This is a genomic window from Actinomadura violacea, assembly GCF_017573465.1.
Classification (GTDB): Bacteria; Actinomycetota; Actinomycetes; order Streptosporangiales; family Streptosporangiaceae; genus Spirillospora; species Spirillospora violacea.
In genome coordinates this window covers 195,661-214,417 of sequence record NZ_JAGEPF010000007.1, presented here as the reverse complement: position 1 = coordinate 214,417, position 18,757 = coordinate 195,661, and the positions used below count along the sequence as shown (strand labels likewise).

The 18,757-nt window shown below is 73.8% G+C and carries 19 protein-coding genes; 8 read left to right on the top strand and 11 right to left on the bottom strand.

The annotated features are described in order from the left end of the window. Nucleotides 1–32: 32 nt before the first annotated feature. On the bottom strand, nt 33–503 hold the full coding sequence (locus J4709_RS12450) for a hypothetical protein (protein WP_208240359.1): 471 nt from the start codon (nt 501–503) through the stop codon (nt 33–35). 135 nt (nt 504–638) lie between these two features. Here J4709_RS12450 and J4709_RS12445 point away from each other — a divergent pair, with 135 nt between their 5' ends. Genes J4709_RS12445 through J4709_RS12435 form a run of 3 tightly spaced genes read left to right on the top strand, consistent with a single transcriptional unit; the run spans nt 639 to nt 2,528 of the window. Continuing rightward, nucleotides 639–1,139, top strand: a complete 501-nt coding sequence (locus tag J4709_RS12445) for a DinB family protein (RefSeq protein WP_232383421.1) — start codon at nt 639–641, stop codon at nt 1,137–1,139. Continuing rightward, the gene (locus J4709_RS12440) at nt 1,136–2,041 is read left to right on the top strand and encodes an arginase family protein (RefSeq protein WP_307801182.1); all 906 of its coding nucleotides are present in this window, start codon (nt 1,136–1,138) and stop codon (nt 2,039–2,041) included. The genes J4709_RS12445 and J4709_RS12440 overlap by 4 nt, the downstream gene beginning before the upstream one ends. 25 nt (nt 2,042–2,066) lie before the next feature. Next, entirely contained in the window at nt 2,067–2,528 is a 462-nt protein-coding gene (locus J4709_RS12435) for an SRPBCC family protein (protein WP_208240357.1), read from the top strand. A gap of 91 nt (nt 2,529–2,619) precedes the next feature. Here J4709_RS12435 and J4709_RS12430 read toward each other — a convergent pair whose 3' ends face one another. The 5 genes from J4709_RS12430 to J4709_RS12410 all read right to left on the bottom strand — a co-directional run bounded on the left by J4709_RS12430 (nt 2,620) and on the right by J4709_RS12410 (nt 8,174). Continuing rightward, nucleotides 2,620–3,249 carry a hypothetical protein gene (locus tag J4709_RS12430; protein WP_208240355.1) on the bottom strand — a complete coding sequence of 210 codons (630 nt, stop codon included), beginning with the start codon at nt 3,247–3,249 and terminating at the stop codon, nt 2,620–2,622. Nucleotides 3,250–3,371: 122 nt separating this feature from the next. Further along, nucleotides 3,372–4,733, bottom strand: coding sequence for an MFS transporter (locus J4709_RS12425; RefSeq protein ID WP_307801181.1), 1,362 nt, complete (start codon nt 4,731–4,733; stop codon nt 3,372–3,374). Beyond that, entirely contained in the window at nt 4,730–5,653 is a 924-nt protein-coding gene (locus J4709_RS12420; RefSeq protein WP_208240353.1) for a TauD/TfdA dioxygenase family protein, read from the bottom strand. The genes J4709_RS12425 and J4709_RS12420 overlap by 4 nt, the downstream gene beginning before the upstream one ends. 129 nt (nt 5,654–5,782) lie before the next feature. Further along, entirely contained in the window at nt 5,783–6,403 is a 621-nt protein-coding gene (locus J4709_RS12415) for a TetR/AcrR family transcriptional regulator (protein WP_307801180.1), read from the bottom strand. A gap of 91 nt (nt 6,404–6,494) precedes the next feature. Then, on the bottom strand, nt 6,495–8,174 hold the full coding sequence (locus J4709_RS12410) for a DUF2207 domain-containing protein (RefSeq protein WP_208240348.1): 1,680 nt from the start codon (nt 8,172–8,174) through the stop codon (nt 6,495–6,497). Nucleotides 8,175–8,322: 148 nt separating this feature from the next. Here J4709_RS12410 and J4709_RS12405 point away from each other — a divergent pair, with 148 nt between their 5' ends. Beyond that, nucleotides 8,323–8,709, top strand: coding sequence for a hypothetical protein (locus tag J4709_RS12405; protein ID WP_208240347.1), 387 nt, complete (start codon nt 8,323–8,325; stop codon nt 8,707–8,709). Between the two features lie 10 nt (nt 8,710–8,719). Here the strand turns inward: J4709_RS12405 and J4709_RS12400 are convergent, their stop codons facing one another. The 5 genes from J4709_RS12400 to J4709_RS12380 all read right to left on the bottom strand — a co-directional run bounded on the left by J4709_RS12400 (nt 8,720) and on the right by J4709_RS12380 (nt 14,947). Then, entirely contained in the window at nt 8,720–9,841 is a 1,122-nt protein-coding gene (locus J4709_RS12400; RefSeq protein ID WP_208240346.1) for a YncE family protein, read from the bottom strand. Further along, a complete protein-coding gene (locus tag J4709_RS12395) occupies nt 9,838–10,602 on the bottom strand; it encodes a polysaccharide deacetylase family protein (protein WP_208240344.1) in 765 nt (254 codons plus the stop codon). Before J4709_RS12395 ends, J4709_RS12400 begins: the two co-directional genes overlap by 4 nt. A gap of 36 nt (nt 10,603–10,638) precedes the next feature. Continuing rightward, a complete protein-coding gene (locus tag J4709_RS12390) occupies nt 10,639–12,903 on the bottom strand; it encodes a bifunctional glycosyltransferase/CDP-glycerol:glycerophosphate glycerophosphotransferase (RefSeq protein ID WP_208240342.1) in 2,265 nt (754 codons plus the stop codon). Between the two features lie 201 nt (nt 12,904–13,104). Continuing rightward, nucleotides 13,105–13,485, bottom strand: coding sequence for a DUF2255 family protein (locus J4709_RS12385; protein ID WP_208240341.1), 381 nt, complete (start codon nt 13,483–13,485; stop codon nt 13,105–13,107). A gap of 73 nt (nt 13,486–13,558) precedes the next feature. After that, on the bottom strand, nt 13,559–14,947 hold the full coding sequence (locus tag J4709_RS12380; RefSeq protein WP_208240339.1) for an MFS transporter: 1,389 nt from the start codon (nt 14,945–14,947) through the stop codon (nt 13,559–13,561). Between the two features lie 100 nt (nt 14,948–15,047). Here J4709_RS12380 and J4709_RS55550 point away from each other — a divergent pair, with 100 nt between their 5' ends. The 4 genes from J4709_RS55550 (at nt 15,048) to J4709_RS12360 (ending at nt 18,712) form a co-directional block, all read left to right on the top strand. Further along, the gene (locus J4709_RS55550; RefSeq protein ID WP_208240337.1) at nt 15,048–15,932 is read left to right on the top strand and encodes a helix-turn-helix domain-containing protein; all 885 of its coding nucleotides are present in this window, start codon (nt 15,048–15,050) and stop codon (nt 15,930–15,932) included. Nucleotides 15,933–16,011: 79 nt separating this feature from the next. After that, a complete protein-coding gene (locus tag J4709_RS12370; RefSeq protein WP_208240335.1) occupies nt 16,012–16,611 on the top strand; it encodes an RNA polymerase sigma factor in 600 nt (199 codons plus the stop codon). After that, nucleotides 16,608–17,735 carry a CU044_5270 family protein gene (locus J4709_RS12365; RefSeq protein ID WP_208240333.1) on the top strand — a complete coding sequence of 376 codons (1,128 nt, stop codon included), beginning with the start codon at nt 16,608–16,610 and terminating at the stop codon, nt 17,733–17,735. Before J4709_RS12370 ends, J4709_RS12365 begins: the two co-directional genes overlap by 4 nt. 155 nt (nt 17,736–17,890) lie before the next feature. Beyond that, nucleotides 17,891–18,712, top strand: a complete 822-nt coding sequence (locus J4709_RS12360; protein ID WP_208240331.1) for a FadR/GntR family transcriptional regulator — start codon at nt 17,891–17,893, stop codon at nt 18,710–18,712. Nucleotides 18,713–18,757 lie beyond the last annotated feature (45 nt).

Sequence of the window (18,757 nt, the reverse complement as noted above, 5' to 3'; positions counted from 1 at the left end):
GGCCCGAGCGGGCCCGCCCGTCCGAGGACGGGTCAGCGGTCGAGGCCGTGCAGGACCGTGGCGGTGACCGCGCCGTACGCGGCGTGCGGGACCAGGTCGCTGATCCAGGACGACACCGGCCATTCGCGCGGGTCGGTGACGCCCAGCGCGGCCATCGGGCCGCTGCTGCCCACCATGGCCCCGGCGGCGGCCAGCATCGCGGTGGCGGCCTTGCCCGGCCGCCAGCCCGCGGCGGCGATGATCCCGAGCAGCGTGCCGGTGCCGATGCCGGCCGCGAGGCCGGTCAGCGGGCCGAGGCCGGAGATGCGGTTCTCGTGCCGTTCGCCCTCGCCCGGCACCTTGATGCCGGTCCTGTCCGACAGGGCGCGCACCGTCTCCTCCGGCGTGTCGCTCCCCGGACGGCCGCGCAGCGCCATGTCCAGGTAGGTGACGCCGTTGAGCGCGGTCGTGCCCGCCGCACCGGCGGCGGCGCCCCGCAGCGCTCCTCGCAGCAGACAAGCCATCTCGCGCCCCCTTGTCGCTCTACATCGGCCTCATGGGCTGCGCTCCCCTCCCGCGCACCCGGCAAACATCGCAACACCACCGAGGCGGGACGATCCGGTCCTCCGGGATCGCCTATCGTTGCGACCGTGATCGACATGCCGACGATGGAGCCCACCGCGTTCCAGAGCGCTCTCCGCGACCAGTTCGAGACGTTCCTCGATGAGCACCGGTCGGCCATGGACGCCCACCTGGACGGGCTGACCGAGGAGCAGGCGCGGCGGCGGCTCGTCGCGTCCAAGACGACGCTGCTGGGCCTGGTCAAGCACGCCGCGTTCATCGAGCGGGTCTGGTTCGACGAGGCGGTCACCCGCCGGTCGCGGGCCGAGATCGGCATCCCCGACACGCCCGACGAGTCGTTCGACCTCGACGCCGGCGACACGATCGCCTCCGTCCGGCGGGACTACCGGGAGGCGTGCGCGGCGTCCCGGAAGGCCACCGCGGACCTGGGGGTGGACGACCTGGTGCACGGCAACCGCCGCGGGCCGCTGCCGCTGCGCTGGGTGTACCTCCACATGCTCCGCGAACTGGCGCAGCACTGCGGTCACGCGGACATCCTCCGCGAGCAGGTCCTCAGCGGAACGCCGTCGGGCTCGTGACGATCGCCCTGATCTCCGCGCCCACCAATCTGGGGCTGCGTCCGCCCGCGCCGACCAGCGTGCCCGGCACGGCCAAGGCGCCGGAGGCGCTGCGCGAGGCCGGACTGCACCGGCGCTTCCTCGAACGCGGCGGGCAGGACCGGGGCGCCGTCGTGCCCGGCCGGTACGCCGACGACGCCGGCCCCGGAGTGCTCCGCAACCAGGCGGCCATCGTCGAGCACGCGCGGCGGCTCGCCGAGCGGATCGACGCGGTCCGCGCCGACGGCCTCGCGCCCCTGGTGATCGGCGGGGACTGCAGCCTGCTCGTGGGCGCCGGCGTCGCGCTGCGGCGCGCGCCGGGACGCCACGGCCTGGTGCATCTCGACGGGCACACCGACTTCCGCCATCCCGGCAACTCCGACCGGTGCGCCAGCCTCGCCGGCGAGGACCTCGCCGCCGTGGTGGGCCTGCACTGGCCGGCCGTCGCCGACATCGACGGCCTCGGCCCCTACTTCGCGCCCGCCGACACCGCCCACGCGGGCTGCCGCGACGACGACACCGCGCTGGAGGAGACCACCGCGCTCCTCGGCGCCGTCGTCCCCGCGGCACGGATCCGGGAGCAGGGCGTGCGGGAAGCCGCCCGCCGGATCCTCGACGTCGTCGACCGCGACGGCCTCGACGGCCACTGGCTGCACCTCGACGTCGACATCCTCGACCCGGGCGTCATGCCCGCCGTCGACTCCCCGGACCCCGGCGGGCTCACCGCCGACGAGCTGACCGAACTCCTCGCGGCCCTCGCACCGCGGGCGATCGGGGCGCAGGTGACCGTCTTCGACCCCGACCTCGACCCGGACGGCGGCCGCGCCCGGCTGCTCACCGACATCCTCGTCGATGGCCTCGCCGCCCTCGGCGAACGCCGCTGAGGTTCCCATCGGTTAGCGTGGCGCCATGGGACGAACAGACGTCGCCTCCCGGATCGTGGCCGCGCCGCCCGATCGCGTTTACCGCGCGCTCACTGATCCCGAAGCCCTGGTGATGTGGCTTCCGCCCACGGGGATGAGCGCGAGATTGGAAAGGTTCGACCTCCGGCCCGGCGGCGGATTCCGGATGGTGCTCACCTACACGGACGCCTCTTCGTCCCCGGGAAAGGCGACGCCTGACTCCGACGTCGTCGAAGCGCGCTTCGACGAGATCGTCCCCGGTGCGCGGGTGGTGCAGGCCGTCGACTTCGTCTCCGACGACCCCGCCTTCGCCGGCACGATGACCATGACGTGGGAGGTCACCGCCGCCGAAGGCGGGAGCCGCGTCGACATCCGGGCCGACGACGTTCCCGCCGGCATCTCCGCAGAAGACCACGCCACCGGACTCGCGTCCTCCCTCGACAACCTCGCAAGCCACGTGGAGCGGTAGGCGCACTGGGTGCTCGACTCGTCCACCGCAGGCGGCGATACCGTCGCGCCCGCAGTGCGCTGTGCGCGAGCCTGGCCGGCGAGCGTGACGATCAGTTCCGGTAGGCGCCGCCCGGAGCCGCACCGCCGCCGGGCACGAAGTCGGGCAGCGCCGCGAACGCGGGGTCGACCGTCGCCGCGCCGAGCGCCCAGCGGACCCATCCCCGGACGCGCGACAGCGGATGGTCGGGGAACTGCGCGTCCCATGCCGGGTCGTCGCCGCGGTGGAACGGCAGCTTGCCCTGTACCTCGGGCGCGTAGGGATGGGGAAGGAACCAGCCCTCGGCTCCGACGCCGAGCTGGGCCATGAGCAGCGCCTCGCGCACGCCGGTGGTCCCGCTCTCCGCGGCGGAGCAGCCGAACATCACATAGCGGTCGGCCTTGGCCAGGAAGATGTTCGCCATGAACACCTGCCCGCTGGGCGCGTTCGGGATCGGCACCTTCACCACCTGGCACACGCCGCGGACGCCGCCGAGCACCACCGGTTCGGCCTCGATGAGGCACCCCATCTGCGCATAGGCGGTGGCGAGGTTGCGGCGCATCGCGGGGACGTTCTCCAGCCACGCCTGTTCCCCGAGCCGCGAGTCCTGGACGTTCAGGATGATCCGGTCGCCGCTGCCCGGGTGCATCCACGTGGTCCCATCGACCTGCTGCAGTCCGGTCGTATCGAAACCGACGACCACGAGTGAACCTCCGCTACCTCGAACTCAAGATGATCATCACACCCTACTGATCGGGCAATTCGGTCCGGGGCCTTTGCCTGATTTCTGTTGACGCCGCCGAGCTCGCCGTTGAACGAGTCCGGTCATGGACGGTTCCTCTCGGGGAGTGGGGCCCCGGTGCGCGCGGCGTCGCGCTGGGGGTCGATGAGGACGGCGGCGGCGAGGGCTCCGACGAGGAGGAGGGCGGCGTAGGCCAGCGCCGCGTTCTGGTAGCCGGCGTGCCCCTGCGCGTCGACCATCGCGCCGACGACGGTGGGGGCGATGAGCCCGGCCGTGGTGACCAGGGCGTTCATCGTGCCGAGGGAGCCTCCGCGCCGCCGCGGCGGAGCGACTTCGGCGACGGTCGTGGCGGCTATGGCGGCGAACGACCCGCCGAAGCCGAACCCGAGGAACAGCAGGACGGCCTTGGCCGCGTGCCCGTTCACCAGCGGCAACCCGAGCAGGCACAGCGCGCCGACGGCCAGCAGGGCGGCGCCGACCCGGCCGCGCGCCCACCGGCTCGGGACGCCGCGGCGCATCAGCCGCCCGGTGACCGCGGCCTGGCCGAGTAACACGACGGCGCCGACCGCCCACGGGACGGCGACCAGGGTGCCGGCGGCGCCCGAGGAGTAGCCGAGGGCGTTCTTCAGGTAGGACGGCAGCCAGACCAGCATCAGCGCGACGCCCCAGTAGCTGGTGAAGTACGCGAGCGTGACGCCGATCCAGGTGCGGCTGCCGAACACTCGCCGGTAGGCGGCCCAGGAGGAGGCGCGGCCGGAAGCGGCCCCGGTCTCCTCCCCGGTCTCCTCGTCACCGGATGGGTCGGCGCCGGGCCGGTCCTCGCGGTGGCGGCCGATGGCCCCGAGCCCGAACCAGGCGGCGCCCCACACCAGGCCGGCGACGGCGAGCGCCCACAGCGCGGAGCACCAGCCGTGGCGGTCGATGACCCAGGTCAGCGTGGGCGCCGCGGTGATCACACCGAAGGTGACGCCGAGGGTGACCAGGGCGCCCGGCAGGTTGCGCCGGTGGTTCGGGAACCACGAGAACGCGATCTGCTGGGCCACCGGGAACGCTGGGCCCTCGGCGGCACCGAGGACGACCCGCGTCCCGACCAGCACGGCGAGGCCGCCGCCGAGCGCCGGGGGCACTTGCGCCACCGACCAGAGCAGGGCCATGACGAGCAGCAGCCATTTCAGCGACAGGCGGTCGGCGAGGACGCCCACCACCACGGCGGACAGCGAGAACAGCAGGAAGAAGGCGCTGTTGGCCAGCCCGAACCGGGTGGCGGACAGGCCGAGATCGGCCCGGATCTCGTCGGCGGCGAGGCCGAACACGGCCTTGTCCGCGAAGTTGACCATCATGAAGGCGACGAGCAGGGCCGTGACGACCCACGCGCGGGCGCCGGCGGCGCCGGCCGGCCGCTCGCCACGGGCCCGCCGGCCGGGCCGGGTCTCGGCGGTGGTCACGAGATCGGCACGCCCGCGATGGCGATCCGCTCCATGACGCGGCGCTGCGGGTAGTAGTCGTTGACGGCGTAGTGCTGGACGGCGATGTTGTCCCAGATCGCGATGGAGTCGGGCTGCCAGCGGAAGCGGACCTGGTACTCGGGGATGCGGGCCTGCAGCACGAGGTCGTCGAGCAGTTCGCGGTTCTCCTCCTCGGAGAGGCCCACGATCCGCGTGGTGAAGGGCTCGTTGACGTAGAGGACCTTGCGGCCCGACACCGGGTGCCGGACGACGACGGGGTGCTCGACGGGCGGCAGCTGCTCGCGGAACCTCGCCACCTGCTCCTCGGTCATGGTCGCGCCCCAGCTGGGCACCCAGTCGTGCACGGCGGTCATGCCGTCGATGCGGGACTTCAGCCCGTCGGAGAGGTTGTCGTAGGCGGCGCCCATGTCCGCCCAGATGGTGTCGCCTCCGGCCGCCGGCACCTCGATGGCGCGCAGCACCGAGCCGAGCGCGGGCTCCTTCATGAACGAGTGGTCGCTGTGCCAGATGTTCTCGTTCCCGATGGCCTGGGCGTCCTTGGCGAGCCGCGAGACGCCCGCCGTCCCGGCCTTGGGGAAGAACGGGTTGGCCTCCGGGGAGCCCCACACGGCGGCGAGCGCCAGGTGGTGGTCGGGGGTGAAGCCCCGCTGGTCGCGGAAGAAGACGACCTTCCACTCCAGCAGCGCCTGCCGGAGCTCGGCGGCGAGCTCGCCGGTGAGCGGGCGGGTGAGGTCGACGCCGCCGATCTCGGCGCCGATGTGCGGGGTGAGCGGGGAGATGCGCAGGATCTCGTAGGACGGCTCGGGGGTGCCGGGCGCCACCCGGTCCAGGGTGCGGCGCCCGTAGTGCAGCAGCGGCTTGTCGAGGACGGGCCTGGGAGCGGTGACCGGAGTTGCCATGGGGTCCCTCTGCGATGACGACAATGTTTCGTTACTAGCAGTATCGATATTTGGCCGCAGGGGGCAAGAGGCCGGCGCACATTGATTTCCGCGGACGTGGCGATGGCCGGGGCCGCGGCCCCGTCCGGGTCAGGGCCGGACGGCCACGGCGCTCCCGATCAGTTCGACCAGCGACTCGACCAGCCGCTCGTCCGGCGCCGCCATCTCCCCCACCAGCCGGAAGATCAGGGGGGCCGCCACCAGGGTGGTCATCGCGGAGACGTCGACGTCCGGACGGACGTCGCCGCGGACGATCCCGCGCTCCAGGATCTGCCTGGTCTCGGCCATGACGCGGAACGCGTAGTCCCCGTACGCGCCGCGCGCCGCGCCCGCCTCGGCCGCCGCGCCGATGACCCCCGCCATGAGGCGGTCGACCCCGGGGGCCCGGTAGGCGCGGGCGCGGAATTCGAGCACCACCCTCAGCTCCTCGCGGAAGTCGCCGAGGTCGGGGATGGTGAGGGGGCCGACCCGCGACTCGGCGGCGGCGATGACCAGGTCCTGCTTGGTGGGCCAGCGCCGGTAGATGGCCGGCTTGCTGACCCCGGCCCGCTGCGCCACCGCGTCCATGGTGACCTGCGCGACGCCCCGTTCGGCGACCAGCTCCACCACCGCGTCGAGCACCGCCGGGGCGACCCGCTCCTCCCGCGGCCTGCCCGGCCCGCGCCCGGTCCCCCGGTCCCGCCGCCTTCCGTCCGCCTGCTTCTCCGCCACGCCCCTGAGCGTAAGGCCCGCCGGCCTGGACGTCCTGCACCGGCAAGGCGGCGCCCCCTGGCCGGACGGTCGGTCCGGCGGCGCCGGGCGTTCACCAGGAGCCGCCGCCTCCGCCTCCGTCACCGCCGCCGACTCCCCCGCCGTCACCACCGCCGGAGAAGCCGCCGAACCCGCCGTGGCCGTACCCGCCGGCCCCCGACCCGCGGGAGCGCGAACCGGAGCGGCGGACGGTGGAGGACCTGCGCAGCTTCGCCAGGGAGGCCAGCGCCTTCCGCTCGGACGCGGCGGAGAACACCGTCGCGACCTCGGCGAAACGCTCCGGCAGGCCCTCGTCCGTGCCGTCGTCGGCGTACCACTCGGGCGGGCCGCCGCCGGCCGTGACGTACTTGCACAGGAGCGCGCGATACCTCCGCATCATCAGGTACGGGACGTCCTCGGCGTCCGGCGCCTTCTTGGACGAGAGCCCGCCGAAGTACGCCTCCACGTCGTCCCTGAGGCGCTGGGCGGCCCGGGTGAAGGGGTCGATGCGCAGCGCCTGCACGACCCCGACCCCGGCGGCCACCAGCAGCGCCAGGCCCCAGGCGGTCACGTCGGTCACCGCGCCCTCCGCGGCCGGCCCGTACACCAGGCACACGAACCCGGTGACGCCCAGCACCGCCGACGCGAACCGCAGCAGCGGCACACCCGCCGACCAGGGACGCCGCCAGCCCTGCGCGTCGACGGCCTCCTTCACCAGGGGACGCAGGCGCGCGTTGAGCGCGGGCACGTCGACGTGCTCGACGACGGCGGTGTCACCGTAGCCGAACACCTCGTCCATGAACGCCTTCTCGTAGGGGTTCAGGTCGGGGTCGTCGCGGCGGCCCGTCAGCCGGAGCCGCGGGCCGTCCTTGGCCGGGCGGCTGATCCGCAGGCGCCCGCGGACGGCGAGGCCGACGGCGACGACCGCGCCGAGGTCGGGCTCGGCCCACTGCGGGTGCAGGCCGGGCAGTTCGGCGGGCGGGACGGCGGGGGCGGGCGCGGCCGGGTCCATGCCCGGCCAGCGCGGCGGGCGCAGGATGTCCCACGCCTCCACCGCGACGAGCAGGAGCGCCGCCGCGACCGCGAGCCAGCCGGGCGCACCGACCCGCCAGCCGCTCTTTCCCGCCGGCTCCCGCACCACGCCGTGCGGCAGCGCCGCGCGGACGGTGATGCCCTGCCCCGTTTCGAGGCGCTGCCCGAAAGCGGCATTGCCCTGGCCGGTGTTCCACGCGCCGGCGCATGGCGTCGTCGAACCGCGCGGCCCGGCGTAGCAGGCCAGCGACCGGTAGGCGGCCGGCGCCCGCAGCAGGACGGTCGCCACGTCGATCGGGACCTTCCACTCGGTGCCGACCGCGTTCCAGTCGAGCACGTCCGAGCGGACGGCGTGCTTCGCCGTGTAGTCCAGCGTGTAGGTGTGCACGCCGGTGACCAGCCTGCCCGGGTCGCCGATCCGCACGTCTACGTGGCCGTCGGAGCGGGTGACGGAGCGTCCGGCGGGCGCGTCGGGGCTGCCGGCCTTCACGTTCCCGATCGACGCGCGCCCGGTCCGGATGCGCCTCTCGATGCCGTGCCGGCGCGCGTCCCCGAAGTCGTAGACGATCCTCTCGTGGACGTGCAGGACGCCGTCCTTGCCCACCGACAGCTCGACCGCGTAGGACCGGATGTGCTCCGGCGCGGGCGCCGCCGAGGCCGCGGGGGCGAAGAGGAGGAGCGCGAGGCAGGCCGCCGCCGCTCCGAACAAGATCCGCCGCATATGTCGTAGGACTCCCGGAACGACCGGCGGGTTCTGCCCGGGGACCGGGACGTCTGGACCCGTCGGCCGGCGCACTCGGGCTCGGGTCCTGGAATGATCGAGTCCGCTACGCCGGAAAGGCGCATCGACGACCGAGGAGCGGGTGACCATGACGCGGCAATGGACGGCGGAAGAGCTCGGCGACACGTTCGACGAGGACGAGGAACGCGACCGGGTGGGCCCGCGCATCCTGGTCGCGTTCCTCTCCGACCTCGGCGCCAAGGGCGTGGAGGTGCACGGCGTCCAACGCGACGTGGACGGCGAAGGTGAGGAGAACCTCGCCCTGGCACTGTCCGTCGCGAGCGGAACGCTGTACGTCCACTTCCCCGGCGTGCCGCTGGAATGGCTGCAACGGCGCGGCGATCACGAGAGCGACTGGCAGACGTGGCGCGCCTACAACTACTCCGACGCCATGTTCGTCCAGGGCTACGAGTACTTCGACTGGGACGAGGCCGTGCAGGCGGCCGCGGAGCGTGCGGCCTCCGGCGACCTGTAAGGCGCCGGGGTCAGCGGAAGACGCCGGTGTGGCCGAGGGAGTAGCGGCCGGGCTGCGGGAACACGGCGAGGCCGTGGGGTCCGTCGCCGACGCGGATCCGGCGGATCAGCCGGCCGTCGGACGTGGAGATCGCATAGACCTCCGAGTTGTAGCGTCCCGACAGCCACAGCACCTTCCCGTCCGCCGACACCCCGCCCATGTCCGGTGAGCCGCCTCCGGGCAGCCGCCAGCGCCGCACGACCCGGCCCGTCTTGAACGAGATGAGCGAGATGGTGCCCTCGCCGCGGTTGGTCACGTAGAGCGTCTTGGAGTCGCGGCTCACGTACAGGCCGTGCGCGCCCTTGCCGGTGGGGATGAAGCCGGTCTTGCGGAACGTCGCGGCGTCGATCGTCCAGACGCCGTTGGTGGCCATGTCGGCGATGTAGAAGGTCTTCCCGTCGGGCGAGGTCTTCACGTCCTGCGGCATGGCGCGGTCCGCCAGCTTGATGACGCCCGTGACCTTCTGCCGATGGGTGTCGAGGCGCAGCACGTCGCCGGAGAACTCGCACGCGGTGAGGAAGAAGTCGCCCGATGCCGAGAAGTCCGCGTGGTTCGGGCCGGTGCACGGCACGCTCACGTGCTTGCGCAGCCGCATCGTGTGGGCGTCCCGGAAGTCGATGCGCTGCAGCCGCTCCGCCATGATGATCGCGAACCGGCCGTCCGGCGTGAAGTACATGTTGTAGGGGTCGTCGACCTGGACGGGCTTGCCCGGCGTGCCGGTGCGCGGGTCGATCGGGACGAGGTCGTTGGAGTCGTTGTCGTTGACCCACAGCGTCCTCAGGTCCCAGGACGGGACGACGTGCTGCGGTTTGCGGCCGACCTTGAAGCGCCCGATCTGCTTGAACGTCCGCTGGTCCAGGACGATGACGTCGTCGCTCTCGGAGTCGGGGACGTACACCCGCGCCGGCAGGCCCTGCACCGCCGGGCTGAGCATGCCGGGCCGGTCGTGCTCGTACAGGTCCAGCGGCGCGTTCACCCGCTGCGCGACGGCGGTCCCGGGCGCCCGCGGCGGCGCGTCACCGGCGGCGCCCCCCGACGAGCACGCCGCCGCCAGCAGGCCCGCGGCGGCGACGGCCGCCCACCCCCGCTTCACGCCTTCACCAGCTCGGAGACGGTGACGGGCCGCAGCCCGCGCCCGCGCAGGCCGTCCAGGATCGCCGGCAGCGCCTCGACCGTCCCGGCGTGCCCGAGGTGCATGCTCACCACCGAGCCGCCGCGCACGTCGTGCAGGACCTTGCTGGAGACGGCGGACGCGCCGGGGTCGGTGGAGTCCAGCGAGTCCACGTCGTAGGACAGGCAGCCGCGGTACCCCAGCGCCGCCGCCTGGGCGCGGACCCGCGGCGAGGCGTGCTGCGCCTGCGACGGCCGGAACCACGCGCCCGGCGTACCGGTCAGCTTCCGCAGCCGCTCGGCGCACTGGGCGATCTCCGCGTACGAGTCCGCCGCGGGCATCGCGTCGATGTCGCGGTGGTTCTGCGTGTGGTTGCCCAGCTCGTGGCCGCCGTCCAGGAACGACCGCGCCATGCGCGGCTGCTCGTCGAGCCACTGCCCGACCGCCATGACGGTGATGTGCGCGCCCGCCGCGTTCACCTCCCGCAGGAGGCGCTGCGCCAGCGCTGGGTCGCCGGACCCGTGGAACGTCAGAGCCACGGCGCGGGAGTCCCGCGCTCCGTGCATGATCTCCTCCGGCCGGGACCGGACGGGCCGCGCCGCCGCGGCGGCGCCGGTCCGGGGGCCGCCGGTGCCGCGGCTCGCGTCCGCGTCGGGCCGGGAGCCTCCGCCGCAGGCGGCGCACAGCCCCGCGCCGGCCAGTCCGGCCATACCCGTCAACACGGTGCGTCTCTGAATTGTCACGATCTGTAGCCTAGGTTCGGTAGCACCGCGACAAGGTCAACCGTCTCGGCGGGATCCGGAAAGAGTTGGCGAAATCGCCCGGCTGTGCCGCGGTGCCTCCGCTTCGTCCGTCTCGCCGAGGTAGACGCGGCGGACGACGCGTTCGGCGGCGCGGCCGTCGTCGAAAGCGCAGAACCGGCGGCGGAACGCGGCGCGCCGTGCGGTGGACGACGCGCTGCCCGGCTCGTCGCCCTTGAAGCACGCGATGAGCTCGTCCTCGGTGCGGGCCACCGGCCCGGGCGGCTCGGCGAGCAGGTCGAAGGTCACTCCCCTGGTGCGGCCATAGGTCTCCCAGTCCGGCGCGTAGATGACGATGGGCCGGTCGAGGTGCGCGTAGTCGAACATGATCGACGAGTAGTCGGTGATCAGCGTGTCGGCGGCCAGGCAGAGGTCCTCGACGGCGGGGTGGGACGACACGTCCACGACCGGCGCCGACCCGGTGGACGGCACCGGCGGCGGCGTCGAGCCGGTGAGGTAGTGGGCGCGGACGAGCAGCACGTACCGCGGGCCGAGCGCGGCGGCCAGCACGGCCGGGTCCAGCGGGTACACCAGTTCGTCGAGGTGGTCGCGGTAGGTGGGCGCGTACAGGACGGCCGTCTTGTCCGCCGCGATGCCGAGGTCCCGGCGGATGCGCGCGATGTCGTCGGCGGACGCGTGGAAGAGGCGATCGTTGCGCGGATACCCCGTCTCGAGGATCTCGTAGTCCCCGGGATAGGCGCGCCGCCACACCTGCGAGGACAGCGGGTTGGCGGAGACGACGAAGTCCCACCGGCGGCTGTGCTTTCGCAGCCGGGCGAAGTTCATGTTCCTCGCGCCGGCCGGATAGGCCGCCTGTTCCAGGCCCATCCGCTTCAGCGGCGTTCCGTGCAGCGTCTGGACGTGCACGGAGCCGCGGCGCTTGGACACGGCATGCGGGAAATTGACGTTGTTGACGAGGTACTTCGCGCGTCCCATGACGCGGAAATAGCGCAGTGAACCGGGAACGACATGGTCGATTCCCGGAGGCAGGGACGCGGCGGCGTCAGGACCGGCGATCCACACGCCGTGGACGTCGGGCGCCAATTCCCGGGCCTTCTCGTAAATCGCCTTGGGATTGCAGGCGTAGCCGCGGTACCAGTACGCCGCATAAACCGCGAGCCGGTCGTCCATCGGCAACCGCTTCTGCAACTGGTAGTAGGCGAGCGGCGCCACGGCCTTGGCGCGCCGCACGCCGGTGCGCGCCACGCCGCCGGCCCGCCGCGCGGCGGCGCGCAGCACGAGCCGCGTCCGGTTGACCGGCCGCAGCCCGCGGAACAGCCAGTACATGTCGCGTTCGACCAGCCGGAACTTGATCCCGCGCGCCCCGGCCGGGTACCGGTACGGGCTCGGGCGATGCGCCCGGAACTCCTGCGACACCCGCCGGAAGAACGGCCGCCGCGACGCCGCCGGCACCCGGGCCGGGTCCTCGGCGATCGTGGTGTAGTGCCAGATCATCCGGTCGAACATCGCGGCCCGGTGGTCATCCGACCGGCCTTTCCGCGCGTCCATGAACGCGAAGATCTTCCCGTAGCCGTCGAAGACCTCGAAGTGCCGTTCGCTGGCCGTCGCGGTGATCGCGCCCGTGCGCCGGACGCGGTACACGTAGCAGACCCGGTCCAGCAGGGAAATGCGTTCGGCGGCCATCAGAATGGGATAGGTGACCGCGACGTCCTCATAGAATCCGCCGCCGAACCGCAGGCCGAGGTCCAGCAGGTACTCCCGCCGAATCGCCTTGTTCCACGCGGTCATCATCAGCCCCAGCGCCGACGGCCGCTCGTCGAGTGTGAAGACCTCCCCCGGGGGCGGGTCGCGGAGCAGCCGGCTCCACGGGTTGGGGGCCAGCCGGCCGGGCGCGAGTTCGCGTGCGTGGTCGAACACCAGGACGTCCGGCCGGGACCGTTCCAGCCGTGCCAGGACGGCCGCGACGGCGCCGCTGGTCACCCAGTCGTCGCTGTCGACGAACCACACGTAGTCGCCGTGCGCGTGGTCGAGGCCGATGTTGCGGGCCTCGCCCAGCCCGCGGTTGCGGTCGAGATGCACCACCCGCAGCCGCGGGTCGCGGCGGGCATGGTCGTCCAGTATCAGGCCGCTGTCATCGGGCGACGCGTCGTCGACCGCCACCACCTCCACCCCGGCGGCGGCCTGCTGGAAGAGCGACTCCAAGCACTGCGGAAGGAATTCCTGCACGTTGTACACCGGCAGCACCACGCTGAGCGTGACCGCCGCCTCCGAACCTGACGCCATACGTACTCCGGCCATCCATCGCGCATCGCCCGTCCCCCTGAGCCTCGGACGATGTCCTGGGCCCGCCGGCGGGAGGTGTGCCCCCTTTCGGGGCGGACACACGCATCTTGGGAGGTCAGCGGCCATCGCCGCCTTCTGGCGGGCATCGCGGACCACCTGGGCGGCCGGAGCCGAACGCGTCCTGTCAGCGCGGCACGAGTTTCAGCGCGGCACGAGTTTCAGCGTGGTGGCGCGGGCGGTGTCGGTGACCATGGGGTCGACGTACTGGCTGGGGTAGCCGCCGTACTTGGCGCGGTAGGCGGCGTCGAGCCGCGCGTTGAGGTCGGGGTCGCCGGCCGCGTCGGCGAAGTCGACGTCCTTGGTGACGCCGCCGGAGCTGATGCGGCCGTGCCCGGTGGCGCGCGCGGCGCGGTACCAGGCGCCGTCGCCGCCGCGGTAGGAGCGGACGTACAGTCCGTCGCCGTCGCCGACGACCCAGATCGGGGTGGGCTCGCGCAGCCCGCCGTCGTCGCGGTTCGGGGCGATCTCGAGCTCGTCGGTGCCCGCGATCGTCTCCAGTTCCTTGCCGGTCCAGTCGTTCATCGTGTGCCTCCTGTTTCCGGGTCGCCGCCGGTACCGTCATGCCCGCCGGGAACGCGTCCGACCGCGTCCACGGTCACGGCCGAGGACGGACGACGGCGAGGCGGGTGGCCGCCGCCGCGGCGGCCAGGGCGATGACGGCCGCGAGGGCGAGGCTGAGGCGCAGGCCGTGCTCGAACCCGCCGGAGCCCGACAGCAGCGCGCCGAAGACGGCGACGGCCAGTGCCCCGCCGATCTGGCGGCTGGTGTTGAACACGCCGCCGGCGGTGCCGGTCCGGTGGGCGGGGACGTGGTCCATCAGCACGGCGGTGACGGGCGGCATGACCAGCGGCCCGGCCAGCCCGACGGGGATCAGCAGCAGCGCGGTCGCCCACACCGGCGCCGCCGCCGGCACCACGGCCAGCGCGATCGAGCCGGCCGCCATCAGTCCCAGTCCCGCCACCACCGGCGGCCGGGGGCCGGTGCGCTCGGCGATCCGCGCCGAGAACGGGGTGACGCATGCGCTGAGCACCATCATCGGCAGGAACGCCACGCCGGCACCCAGCGGCGACAGGCCGTGCTGCTGCTGGAAGGACAGGCTGAACAGGAACGGCAGCCCGTAGAACCCGACCATGAACGCGAACCCGATCACCACCGCGATCGTCACGGTCGCCGAGCGGAACAGGTCCGGCGGGACCATCGGGTGCGGAGACCGCGCCTGCGCCACCGCGAACGCGGCGAACGCCGCAGCCGCCACCGCCAGCGCGATCACGACGCGCGGGGCGGTGAGCCCGGCCTGCCCGGCCTCGATCGCACCGTAGGTCAGGCCGCCCATCGCCAGGACGCCGGTGGCCTGCCCGATCCGGTCGAACGGCGCGGCCCGGGTCGGCGAGGGCGGGGTCCGGGCGAGCAGGAGCAGCGCGACGGCACCGGCGGGCAGGTTGATCCAGAAGATCGTCCGCCAGGACGCCAGGCTCAGCAGCCCGCCCAGGACCGGGCCCGCGGCGGCGGCCACCGCCCCGCCCATCGCCCACAGCCCCACCGCGCGGGCGCGGCGGCCCGCGTCGGGGTAGGCGTGCCGCACCAGCGCCATCGACGTCGGCATCGTCACCGCCGCGCCGGCGCCCTGCACGAACCGGGCGGCCACCAGCATCCCCAGGGACGACGCCAGCCCGCACGCCGCCGACGCGGCCACGAACACCACCAGGCCCGCACCGAACGCGCGGCGCGCACCGATCCGGTCCGACAGCGCCCCCGCCGACAGCAGCAGCGCCGCGAACATCAGCGTGTAGCCGTCCACCACCCACTGCAGACCGGTGATCCCGCCGCCCAGCGCTGCGCGGATCGAGGGCAGCGCGACGTTCACGATCGTCGCGTCCAGGGTGATGACGAAGAATCCCAGCACCGCGGCCGCAAGCGTCGCCCCCGCGCGCCGGTCACTTGCACGGGTCGTCTCAGCGGTCTTGTGCTGCAACAGGTCGGCCATGCGTTCAGGCAATCACTCGGGCCTGTGACCTGGGAGTCCGCGTTGTGAGGGGTACCGCCAGGGACCCCTTCGTCCGGTGCCGCGCCGATAATCTGGTGCCGTGCCCGCCAGCGACCCGCTCCGCGACGACGTCCGCCGGTTCCTCACCGGCCGCCGCGCGCGCCTTACCCCGCAGCAGGCGGGCCTGCCCGACATCGGCGGCCACCGACGGGTCGCCGGCCTGCGCCGTTCCGAGGTCGCGCAGCTGGCCAACATCAGCGTCGAGTACTACACCCGCCTGGAGCGCGGGAACGTCCGCGGCGTCTCCGCCGAGGTCCTGGACGCCCTGGCCCGCGCCCTGCAATTCGACGACGTCGAACGCGCCCACCTGGACGCCCTCGTCCGCGCCGCCAACGCCCCGCGCCACGCCCCGACCGAGGCGCGGCCGCGCGACGGCGGGCGGACGCACCTGCGCGCCGGCGTGCTGCAGGTCCTCGACGCCATGACCGAGGCCGCCGCGTTCGTCCGCGACGCCCGGCTGGACGTCCTGGCCGCCAACCCGCTCGCCCGCGTCCTCTACGCCGACGCCTTCGACACCCCGGCCCGGCCCGTCAACCTCGCGCGCTTCGTCTTCCTCGACCCGCGCGCCCGCCGCTTCTACCGCGACTGGGACGCCATCGCCCACGACGCCGTCGGCAGCCTGCGCACCGAGACCGCCCGCACCCCCGGCGACACCGTCCTCGCCGGCCTCGTCGACGACCTGACCGCCCGCAGCGCCGGCTTCCGCCGCCGCTGGGACGCCCACGACGTCGAGTACTACCGCAGCGGCCGCCAGCTCTTCCACCATCCCCGCCACGGCGACCTCGACCTGGACTACGACGCCCTCGAGATCCCGGCGGACCCGGGCCTGACCATCGTCGCCTACACCCTCCCCGCCGGCGGCCCGCACGCCGGCGCGTTCGAGCGCCTTCGCCGCGACGCCGCGTCCGAGGACACCGCGACCTAGCCGCCTCGGCGCGTGAAGGGTCGGGGCGCGGGCGGCGGAGTAGGGGTGACCGATCGTCCAGCGGAGGAACGAGGTGACCATGAGCCGCACCCCCGCCGCGGACCCGCGCCGCGGCGACGCCGTGGTGATCGAGGCGCCGTGGCACGAGCCCGAGCAGTTCGCCGAGATCTTCCACCGCCACTTCCCCGACGTCCACCGGTACGTCGCGGGACGGCTCGGCGCCGACGCCGCCGACGACATCGCGGCGGAGACGTTCCTGACCGCCTACCGGCGGCGGGACCGCTACGACCCGGCGCGCGGCGCCCTCAGGCCGTGGCTGTTCGGCATCGCCACCAACCTCGTGGGGATGCACCGGCGCGGCGAGGCCCGGTACCTGCGGACGCTCGCCAAGGCGCCCGTCAGCGGCCCGCAGACGGGGTTCGAGGAGCAGATCGTGGCGCAGGTCAGCGCGGGAGTGGTGCGGGGAAGGCTCGCCGAGGCGATCCGCGCGCTGTCGCCCGGCGACCGCGACGTGCTGCTGCTGGTGGCCCTCGGCGACTGCACCTATCCGGAGGTCGCCGAGGCGCTGGGCCTCAAGCCCGGGACGGTGGCGTCCCGGCTGAACCGGGCCCGCCGCAAGCTCCGCGACGCCCTGGGCGGAGTGGACCCCACGCTCATCACCGAGGAGAGCGACCGATGAACGAGATCGACCTGGTGCGCGAGGTCTTCGGCCCGCCGCGCCCCACGGAGCAGGACACCGCCGCGGCGCTCGCCAAGGTGCGGAAGGACATCGACGGCGGGGCCGAGCCACGGCGCGCGCGCGGGCTCGCCGTCCCTTCGAGGCGCCGCTGGATCGGTGGTTTCGGGCTCACCGCCGTCACCGCGGCGGCGGCGGTGGCGGTGTCCCTGTGGGGGACGGCCCCGGGCCCCGACCGGCACCGCGCCACGCCGCCTCCCCCGGCCGCACGGACGGTGCTGCTCGCAGCCGCGCGGCAGGCCGACCTGCAGGACGACACAATGGGCGAGTACTGGCACGACGCGAGCGTCTCGCGCCTCTACTACCGGATGCACGCGCCGACGGGCGACTACACCGTCGTCTGGGCGCGGCGCTCCGAGGGCTGGACGCCGAGCGACCCCGCCGGACGCGACTGCGGCCGCCGGCAGGACCTGGGCACGCGCCCGGCCGGATCCGCCGACGAGGCGGCCTGGCGCCGCGCGGGCTCCCCCGCCGCCTTCACGATCCCCACGGGCCGCAAGGGCTTCGCGCCGATGACGCTCAAACTGGCGGCAGGCCCGTCCACCACCACCTGTCGGTCCCTCCCGCGCGACGGGACGATCTTCTCGCTCGGCGGCAACGTCACCATGAAGGACCTGCGCTCGCTGCCCGCCGACCCGGACCGCCTCAGGCGGCTGCTCATCCAGCGGTTCGGCCGCGCCGGCGCCGACACCGAGCCGCTGACCAGGACCAAGACCGGCGACTCCTGGCTGTTCTCGGTCGCCCGCGACATCATCCTCGACATGCCGGTGACGCCCCGGGTCCGCGCGGCGGCCTTCCGGATGATCGCGGACCTGCCGTCCGTGCGGACGATCGGCCCGGTGCGGGACGCGGAGGGGCGCCGGGGCACGGCGGTCGCGATCGACGAGCACACCTCAGGCGGGGACCTGGAGCACCGCCTGGTCATCGACGAGGCGTCCGGGCGGGCGCTGGCCTACGAGCAGGTCGTGCTCCGGCCGGCGGGCGAGAACGCGGGACGCGCGCCCGGCTCGCTGATCAACTCGGTGGTGAACCTGGCGGCCGGATGGTCCGGCACCGCCCCCCGCTGACCGGGGCGCCGTCCGCGACCGCCGCTCGGTCGCCCGCCGGCGGCCGCGCGAATTGACCATGTTGATTCACCGCGGCTTCGGCGAGGCCCTCTCACGGGCCCGAAGCCGTCCGGGTATTCTTCATGCTCAATGTTCACGGGTGCGGCGGAGGAGCGATGACGGGTCCGGCGGGCTACGAGGAGGCGACCGGCGAGGCATCCGCGCCGAGAGTGCGCGAACGGGGCCGGCCGCCCGCCGGTGCGGGGCGCCGGCCGGCCCGGCCGTCGCGCGCCGAGAGCACCGCTGAGCTGCTCATCTCCCTCGCCGGCGCGGCGTCGCCCGGCGATCGGCTCGGTTCGAAGAGCGAGCTGCGCGACCGGTGTTCGGTGTCGGTGGGGACGTTCAACGAGGCGATGCGGATCGCGCAGTCGCGGGGCGTGGTGACGGTCCGGCCGGGCCCGGGCGGCGGGGTGTTCGCCGCCGAACCGTCGCCCATGGTGCGCCTCGGCAACTCGGTACTGGCCCTGGACGCCGGCCAGACCTCCGTCGCCGAGGCGATGCGGATCCGCGACGCGCTGGACCCGCTGCTCATCGAAGACGCGCTCTGGCACGCCTCGCTCGCCGACATCGCCGAGATGCGCACCATCCTGGCGGAGATGGCCGGCGCCGTGGAGCGCGAGGACGCCACCGCGTTCGTCCACGCGAACTGGTCGCTGCACGCCCGCATCGCCGCGGTCAGCCCGCACGCCATGCTCCGCTCGCTGTACATCAACCTGCTCGACCAGATCGAATCCCACACCCTGGCCGTACTGCCGAGCAGCGCCCAGCCGCTGCCCGAGTACATCTCCTCTCGGCACGCCCTGCACGAGGCCATCGTCGACGCCCTGGAGTCCCACGACCGGGTCGAGGCCCTGCGCCTGATCGCGGAGCACAACACCAGCAAGGCGCCCGGCGGCTCGGAGCTGCGACCGGCGCACCCGGGGTCAGGTCCGGCCTGACCCCGGCTGCGGGCGCACGGGGTCAGGCCGCAGGGTGCGGGCGGA

Excerpts from the sequence above, each read along its gene's own strand:
- J4709_RS12450 (WP_208240359.1), bottom strand. The coding sequence starts at position 503 with ATGGCTTGTCTGCTGCGAGGAGCGCTGCGGGGCGCCGCCGCCGGTGCG.
- J4709_RS12445 (WP_232383421.1), top strand. The coding sequence starts at position 639 with ATGCCGACGATGGAGCCCACCGCGTTCCAGAGCGCTCTCCGCGACCAG.
- J4709_RS12435 (WP_208240357.1), top strand. The coding sequence starts at position 2,067 with ATGGGACGAACAGACGTCGCCTCCCGGATCGTGGCCGCGCCGCCCGAT.
- J4709_RS12420 (WP_208240353.1), bottom strand. The coding sequence starts at position 5,653 with ATGGCAACTCCGGTCACCGCTCCCAGGCCCGTCCTCGACAAGCCGCTG.
- J4709_RS12410 (WP_208240348.1), bottom strand. The coding sequence starts at position 8,174 with ATGCGGCGGATCTTGTTCGGAGCGGCGGCGGCCTGCCTCGCGCTCCTC.
- J4709_RS12405 (WP_208240347.1), top strand. The coding sequence starts at position 8,323 with ATGACGCGGCAATGGACGGCGGAAGAGCTCGGCGACACGTTCGACGAG.
- J4709_RS12390 (WP_208240342.1), bottom strand. The coding sequence starts at position 12,903 with ATGGCGTCAGGTTCGGAGGCGGCGGTCACGCTCAGCGTGGTGCTGCCG.
- J4709_RS12385 (WP_208240341.1), bottom strand. The coding sequence starts at position 13,485 with ATGAACGACTGGACCGGCAAGGAACTGGAGACGATCGCGGGCACCGAC.
- J4709_RS12380 (WP_208240339.1), bottom strand. The coding sequence starts at position 14,947 with ATGGCCGACCTGTTGCAGCACAAGACCGCTGAGACGACCCGTGCAAGT.
- J4709_RS12370 (WP_208240335.1), top strand. The coding sequence starts at position 16,012 with ATGAGCCGCACCCCCGCCGCGGACCCGCGCCGCGGCGACGCCGTGGTG.
- J4709_RS12365 (WP_208240333.1), top strand. The coding sequence starts at position 16,608 with ATGAACGAGATCGACCTGGTGCGCGAGGTCTTCGGCCCGCCGCGCCCC.
- J4709_RS12360 (WP_208240331.1), top strand. The coding sequence starts at position 17,891 with ATGACGGGTCCGGCGGGCTACGAGGAGGCGACCGGCGAGGCATCCGCG.